Source organism: Geodermatophilus sp. SYSU D00708, from assembly GCF_054050115.1.
The window spans coordinates 42,555-48,992 of sequence record NZ_JBJGYS010000032.1; the positions used below are offsets into that span (position 1 = coordinate 42,555).

Genomic DNA, 6,438 nt, shown 5'->3' on the forward strand with positions numbered 1-6,438 from the left:
GTGCTGGTCTCCGCGCGGGGGCTGGAGGTGCACTTCCCGATCCGCTCCGGCGGCGCGCTGCGGCGTCCCACCGGGGTGCTGCGGGCGGTCGACGGGGTGGACCTCGACGTGTACCGCGGCGAGACCCTGGGGCTGGTGGGGGAGTCCGGCTGCGGGAAGTCCACCCTCGGCAACGCGCTGCTCCGGCTGGTGCCGCCCACCGGGGGGACGGTCACCTTCGACGGCACGGACGTGACCGCGCTGGGCAAGCGCGGGCTGCGCGACCTGCGCCGCCGGGCCGGGATGGTGTTCCAGGACCCGTTCGCCTCGCTCGACCCCCGCCGAACGGTGGCGCAGACGGTGGCCGAGCCGCTGGAGGTGCACGGCCTGCACGGCGGCCGGCGGGAGCGGGCGCAGCGGGTCGCCGAGCTGCTGGAGCTGGTGGGCCTGGACCCCGCCGTCGCCGGCCGCTACCCGCACGAGTTCTCCGGCGGGCAGCGGCAGCGCGTCGGCATCGCCCGCGCCCTGGCCGGGGAGCCGGACTTCCTCGTGTGCGACGAGGCGATCGCCTCCCTCGACGTCAGCGTGCAGGCGCAGGTGCTCAACCTGCTGCGCCGGCTGCAGCGGCAGCTCGGGCTGACCGTGCTGTTCATCTCGCACGACCTGTCCGCCGTCCGGCACGTCTCCGACCGGATCGCGGTGATGTACCTGGGCCGCATCGTCGAGGTGGGGCCGGCGTCGGCGGTCGGTGCCGATCCGCAGATGCCCTACACGCAGGCGCTGCTGTCCGCCGTCCCGGTGCCGCACCCCGCGCTGGAGCGCTCCCGGAAGCGGATCGTGCTCGGCGGCGACGTCCCCTCGCCGGCGAACGTCCCCAGCGGCTGCCGGTTCCGCACCCGCTGCCCGTACGCGTTCGAGCCGTGCCCGGACGTCGACCCCGCGCTCCAGCCGGTCGGCGCGCCCGGGCAGCGGGCGGCCTGCCACCTGCACGGCGTCGTCGGGACGCCGGTCGAGCGCGAGGAGGTCGCGGCCGCGGCGGAGTGAGCGGTGGTCGTCCGGCAGCGTCCCTGGTAGGACTGCCGCGTGCAGCCGGCGGAACTGCGCAACCGGTTCGCCTCCAGCCCGGTGGCCCGCCTGGCCACCGTGCGGCCGGACGGCGCCCCGCACCTGGTCCCCGTCGTGTTCGCCCTGGTCGACGGGGTCGTCTACTCGGCCGTCGACGCCAAGCCGAAGCGCTCGCCGCGGCTGCAGCGCCTGGCCAACGTGCGGGCCGAGCCGCGCTGCGCCCTGCTGGTCGACCACTACGAGGACGACTGGTCGCGGCTGTGGTGGGTCCGGGCGGACGGTACGGCCGAGGTCGTCGACGAGCCTGCCGCCGCCCACCCCGGGCTGGCCGCGCTGGTCGACCGGCACCCGCAGTACCGCGAGGAGCCCCCGGCCGGGCCGCTCCTCGTCGTCACCGTCCAGCGGTGGAGTGGCTGGTCGGGCACGTCCTGACAGGAGGAGTCCAGCGTGGAGATCGGCATCGGCATCCCGAACAGCGTCCGCGGCACCACGGGCACCCAGCTCCTCGAGTGGGGGAGGCGAGCCGAGGCGGCGGGGTTCTCCACGCTGGCCTCGATCGGTGCGGTCTCCTATCCCAGCTACGAGGAGCTGACCGTGTTCGCCGCCGTGGGGGCGGTGACCGAGCGGATCCGGTTCCTCCCCAACGTGCTCATCGCGCCGGCGCGCAGCACCGCGGAGCTGGCCAAGCAGGCGGCCACCGTGCAGGAGCTCACGGGAGGACGGCTGACCCTGGGCCTGGGGGTGGGCTGGCGGGAGGCCGACTACACGCTCACCGGCCGCGACTTCGCCGGGCGCGGACGCCTGTTCGACCAGCAGTTGGCCGACCTGCGCCGGGCGTGGGCGGGGGAGCCGATCGCGGAGGGCACCCGGTCGGCGACCCCGGAGACCGGGCACGCCGGGGTGCCGCTGCTCATCGGCGGCAACACCGACGCCGCGGTCCGTCGGGCGGTCCGGCACGGCATCGGCTGGACGGCGGGCGGGCTGCCGCCGGAGGCGACCGCACCGTTCGTCGAGAAGGTGCGCGCGGCGTGGCGGGACGCCGGCCGGGAAGGTTCCCCCCGGATCGTGGCGCTCAACTACTTCTCCCTCGGCGACACCGAGGAGCAGTCCCGCGCCTACCTCCTGGACTACTACCAGCCGATGGGCGGGGAGACCGCCGCGTTCATCGCCGGGAGCGCGCACCGGTCGCCGCAGGCGATCAAGGACGTCGTCACCGCGTTCGCCGAGGTCGGGATCGACGAGCTGATCCTCGACCCGACCGTGCCCGACCCGGCGCAGGTCGACCTGCTCGCCGAGGTGGCCCTCTGAGCGGGCTCTCCCCGTCCGGCTGCCTCACCCGACGGGGAGAGGGTCCGCCGGCCCCGGCGCGTGCTCGCGGGTGGGCGGCGGGGAGGTGTGCCAGGCTGGCGCGATGGCAGTCGCGGAGCAGAGGAGTGGCGGGCGCACCGAGGCCGTCCGGTCCTACAAGGGGCACGGGGTGCACGCCGCCCCGGGGGTGCACGAGTACGCCGTGGAGTTGGTGCGGCAGGCGCTGCCGGACGGCGGGCGGATCCTCGAGGTCGGCTCCGGGTGCGGCGCGCTGGCGCTGCGGCTGCGCGACGCGGGCTTCGACGTCGTCCCGACCGACCTGGACCCACCGCACGACTGGATCGCCCGGCTCGACCTGGACGCCCCCGAGTGGACCGACGAGACCCGCGGCCCGTTCGACATGGTGCTCTGCGTCGAGACGCTCGAGCACGTGGAGAACCCGCGCCAGGTGCTGCGTCAGATCCGGTCACTGCTGCGGGCCGGCGACCGGCTGCTGGTCAGCACGCCGAACATCACCCACCCGCACTCGCGGCTGAAGAACTTCCTGGTGGGCTCGCCGTACATCTTCGGGCCGGAGTTCTACCACTCGCCCGGGCACATCACGATCCTCCCGGACTGGATGCTGACCGAGCACGTCCGTCTCGCCGGGTTCGACCGGATCGAGGTCACCAACGCCGGCGACACCTTCTACAGCGGACTGACCCGCCTGGCGTACCGGGTCGAGATGGCGGTGCTCCGGCTGTTCGGTCTGCGGGCGCGGGCCACGCGCGGGGACGGCGTCTGCACGTTCGTCACCGCGGTGGCCGTCTGACACAGACTTCCCTGCCCGCCCCTCCTGGCGGTCCGTCCGCGCCTCTCCGTGTTGATCATGGCGTTGTTGCAGGCCGACACGCCGGGCGGCGGCGTGTCCCCCGGCAGCGAGCCCATGATCAACGCGGATCGGGGTCGGAGCGCGGATCGGGCGTGGGACGGGGCCGGAGCCGGGGTCGGGGTCAGGCGACGGGGACGGCGGTGGCCGCGGGTCCGGCCACCCGCGTCGGCCGGACGCGCGACCGGCGCAGCGCCCACTCGACCACGGCGAGGTTGAGCAACCAGCCCGCCAGCATCATCAGCACCCGAGGGGTCCCGCTCGGCGGGCCGACCAGCAGCGTCCACGGCAGGTGGGTGAGCACCTGGGTGCCCGCCCCGAGGCCGATCGCGTAGCCGCGGGCCATCCAGGCGCGGTGGCCGGCGAGGTCGCGACGGCGGATCGCGGCGACGCCTAGGACGAGGCAGCCGGTCATAGCGAGCCCGAAGAACAGCCGCATCGGCGTGAGCAGCACGTCGTCGGCCGGCGGGCGCTCGTAGAACAGCGCCATCCACACGCCGGACAGCGCCGCCGCCAGCCCGCACGGGACCAGCACCCGCCCGGCGACGCGGTGCCACCGCGGCCGGCGCCGGCGGAGGGCGGGGGCGAACTGCAGCGCGCCGAGCAGGCAGTAGATGGTCGCGCCGAGGACGTGCACGAGCAGAGGGGCCGGCGAGGCGAGGAACCGGGCGTTGTCCGCCGTCGCCTCGGCCCCACCGGTGATCTCGCCGACCCGGGCGGCGCCGGCCAGCACCGGGACGGCGCTGAGCAGGAGCAGCCCCGCGGGGGTCAGCCACTGTCGGGAGGAGCTCATGGCGGGTCCCTTCGTCTCCGGTGTACGGCGTACACCCATTGGCGAGGACCATAGGTGTACGGTGTACACACGTCAAGACCCGTGGAGGACGTCGATGCCGCCCGAGGCGCGCCGCCGGGAACCCCTCAGCCGGGACCGCGTGCTGCGCGCCGCGGTCGCCCTGGCCGACGAGGTGGGCATCGCGGCGGTGAGCATGCGCCGGCTGGCCCAGCAGCTCGGCGTCGTCCCGATGGCGCTCTACAAGCACGTCGCGGACAAGGAGGAACTGCTCGACGGCATGGTCGACGTCGTCCTCGGGGAGATCGCGCAGCCGGACCCGGCGCTGGACTGGAAGGCCGCCGTCCGGCAGCGGGTCCTCGCCGCGCGCCGCACGGTGCTGCGGCACCCGTGGGCGCGGCAGGCGATCGAGTCGCGCACCCGCCGGACGCCGGTCGTGCTGGGTCACATGGACGCCGTGGCGGGGGAGTTCCTCGCCGGCGGCCTCTCGGCGGACCTGACCCACCACGTGATGCACGCCCTGGGCAACCGCATCTGGGGCTTCAGTCCCGAGCTGTTCGAGGAGCCGCAGGACCCGGACGCGCCGCCCCCCGGCCCCGAGGTGCAGGCGGCGATAGCGCGGCGCTTCCCGCACATCCTGGCGATAGCCACGGCCGCGACCGGAGGGCACCTGTCCGCCGTCGGCGGGGGCTGCGACGAGCAGTTCGAGTTCGAGTTCGCCCTCGACCTGCTGCTGGACGGCGCCGAACGGCTGCACCGCGCGGCCTGGGCTTCCTCGAAGGGCTGATTGATCGCCTCGTCGGCGAGAAGAGGGGCCCAACGTGCGACGAATGCTGCGCTCTGTCACATAGGGCTGTAGCGGGGGATGTGCAGGCCATTCATCCAGTACCTTTTCTTGCGCATTGCAAGTGTCCCGGTCTTCTAGTGAGTGCCCATCATCCCTCAGTAGCCACGCCCGTGTGCGCTGGTGTCTCAGGTACGTCTTCCGCGGCTGTGGTCATTGAGCTTTCATGAAGTAGCCCCTTTGCAATCAGTCGGCGTCTCAGCAGGGCAGGAGGAACGAGATAGCGTCGCCATCCGAATCGGTATTGAAAGCCAGCCGCAAAGGCGCGCACGTGTCGCCAGCCCGCGGGAGAGGCATCGACCACGCCTGTGCCGAGGTTCATCTTGTCGCCGCTCCGTCGAGGTGGCAGCTTCCACGCGGATTGAGCACGCGGGGCGGTTTCTCGACGAAGAGTTTCTGCGAGGCTCATGTACAGCTCGCCGAGTACAGGGCTCTCCGTGTGCACCCAGCCGGAGTAGTACGCGAGACGCTCCGTGATGTCTGTCCCTGTCTTAGCGAGCGCGGCGCGCGTGTCAGGCTCGTCGTCGACTCTGCGCTGGATGCGGTCGGGAAACAACGACCATGCGACAAGCGCCTTGGACGCCTCTGCGTAGCCCTCCCTCACGCGATCGACGTGCGCGCCGGTCCGGTCCATCACCTTGGTGAGTACCGCGGAGATGACGGACGAAGTGAGAACTGCGCCTAAGACGACGGCCCAAGTTCCCAGAGTGCCCAGGGTCGCCTGTTGACCGCCCACAGCGGCGACGATAGGGCGGAGCAGCGGCCCGACACTTGAGCGACGCCGTGTTTGCTGGACGGCGCCGAACGGCTGCAGCGCGAAGGCTGGAGCTCCCCGGAGCGCTGACCGCCGGGGTCGGCGGGCATTGCCCCGGTCGGCCGAGCCGGGGAGGGTCGGCGCATGGACATCACCGAGGTGATCCTGGAGCAGCACCACGAGCAGCGGCGGGCGTTCGCGCTGCTCGACGAGATGCCCCGCGGCGACTCCGCGGCACTCGGCGCGGTGTGGGCCCGGCTCGGGGTGCTGCTGGAGGTGCACGCCGAGGCGGAGGAGCGGTTCTTCTACCCGCGGCTGCTCCGGCTCGGGAAGGGCAACCCCGACGGCGACGTCGACGACGAGGTCGAGGACGCGATCAAGGACCACAACGAGATCCGCGACGCCGTCCGCAAGGCCGGCGAGCACGAGGTGGGCACCGAGGAGTGGTGGACGGCGGTCTGGGAGGCCCGCAAGGCCAACGACGACCACATGGGCGAGGAGGAGCGGGAGGACCTGCTCGACTTCCGGCGGCACGCCGACCTGCAGACCCGCCACGACATCGCGGTGCAGTTCCTCACCTTCGAGGCGCAGCACTACGCCGGCATCCCGATCCGCGACAAGGACCCCGAGCGGTACATCGACGAGAACCGGTGAGCGCGTCGGGTTAGCCTCGACGGCGCCAGGAGGGCTCGCCTAGTGGCCGATGGCGGCGGTCTTGAAAACCGCTATGGGGTCAAACCCATCGTGGGTTCGAATCCCACGCCCTCCGCTCCCGAGGGCTCACCCTCGATCCACGTCCGGGGGGCCGGTGACCGCTCGCGGTCACCGGC

At 72.9% G+C, this 6,438-nt stretch carries 8 protein-coding genes and 1 tRNA gene; 7 read left to right on the top strand and 2 right to left on the bottom strand.

From position 1 onward, the window contains the following. From ACI79D_RS21215 to ACI79D_RS21230, 4 genes are all read left to right on the top strand, one after another. Positions 1–1,023 (top strand): ABC transporter ATP-binding protein, encoded by a 1,023-nt coding sequence (locus ACI79D_RS21215; protein WP_456920490.1) that lies wholly within the window; start codon positions 1–3, stop codon positions 1,021–1,023. A 39-nt stretch (positions 1,024–1,062) separates the two neighbouring features. Then, positions 1,063–1,476 (top strand): TIGR03668 family PPOX class F420-dependent oxidoreductase, encoded by a 414-nt coding sequence (locus tag ACI79D_RS21220; RefSeq protein ID WP_456920482.1) that lies wholly within the window; start codon positions 1,063–1,065, stop codon positions 1,474–1,476. Positions 1,477–1,491: 15 nt separating this feature from the next. Next, positions 1,492–2,352 (top strand): LLM class flavin-dependent oxidoreductase, encoded by an 861-nt coding sequence (locus ACI79D_RS21225; RefSeq protein ID WP_456920483.1) that lies wholly within the window; start codon positions 1,492–1,494, stop codon positions 2,350–2,352. A 103-nt stretch (positions 2,353–2,455) separates the two neighbouring features. Further along, a complete protein-coding gene (locus ACI79D_RS21230; RefSeq protein WP_456920484.1) occupies positions 2,456–3,163 on the top strand; it encodes a class I SAM-dependent methyltransferase in 708 nt (235 codons plus the stop codon). 181 nt (positions 3,164–3,344) lie between these two features. Here ACI79D_RS21230 and ACI79D_RS21235 read toward each other — a convergent pair whose 3' ends face one another. Next, positions 3,345–4,013: a DUF2306 domain-containing protein gene (locus ACI79D_RS21235; protein WP_456920485.1), complete on the bottom strand. Its 669-nt coding sequence runs from the start codon at positions 4,011–4,013 to the stop codon at positions 3,345–3,347. A gap of 94 nt (positions 4,014–4,107) precedes the next feature. Here ACI79D_RS21235 and ACI79D_RS21240 point away from each other — a divergent pair, with 94 nt between their 5' ends. Next, positions 4,108–4,797: a TetR/AcrR family transcriptional regulator gene (locus tag ACI79D_RS21240; protein WP_456920486.1), complete on the top strand. Its 690-nt coding sequence runs from the start codon at positions 4,108–4,110 to the stop codon at positions 4,795–4,797. 148 nt (positions 4,798–4,945) lie between these two features. Here ACI79D_RS21240 and ACI79D_RS21245 read toward each other — a convergent pair whose 3' ends face one another. After that, positions 4,946–5,590, bottom strand: a complete 645-nt coding sequence (locus ACI79D_RS21245) for a hypothetical protein (protein ID WP_456920487.1) — start codon at positions 5,588–5,590, stop codon at positions 4,946–4,948. Between the two features lie 162 nt (positions 5,591–5,752). Here ACI79D_RS21245 and ACI79D_RS21250 point away from each other — a divergent pair, with 162 nt between their 5' ends. Together ACI79D_RS21250 and ACI79D_RS21255 are read left to right on the top strand one after the other, a co-directional pair. Beyond that, the gene (locus ACI79D_RS21250) at positions 5,753–6,262 is read left to right on the top strand and encodes a hemerythrin domain-containing protein (RefSeq protein ID WP_456920488.1); all 510 of its coding nucleotides are present in this window, start codon (positions 5,753–5,755) and stop codon (positions 6,260–6,262) included. A 28-nt stretch (positions 6,263–6,290) separates the two neighbouring features. Then, positions 6,291–6,377 (top strand) — tRNA-Ser (locus tag ACI79D_RS21255). Positions 6,378–6,438 lie beyond the last annotated feature (61 nt).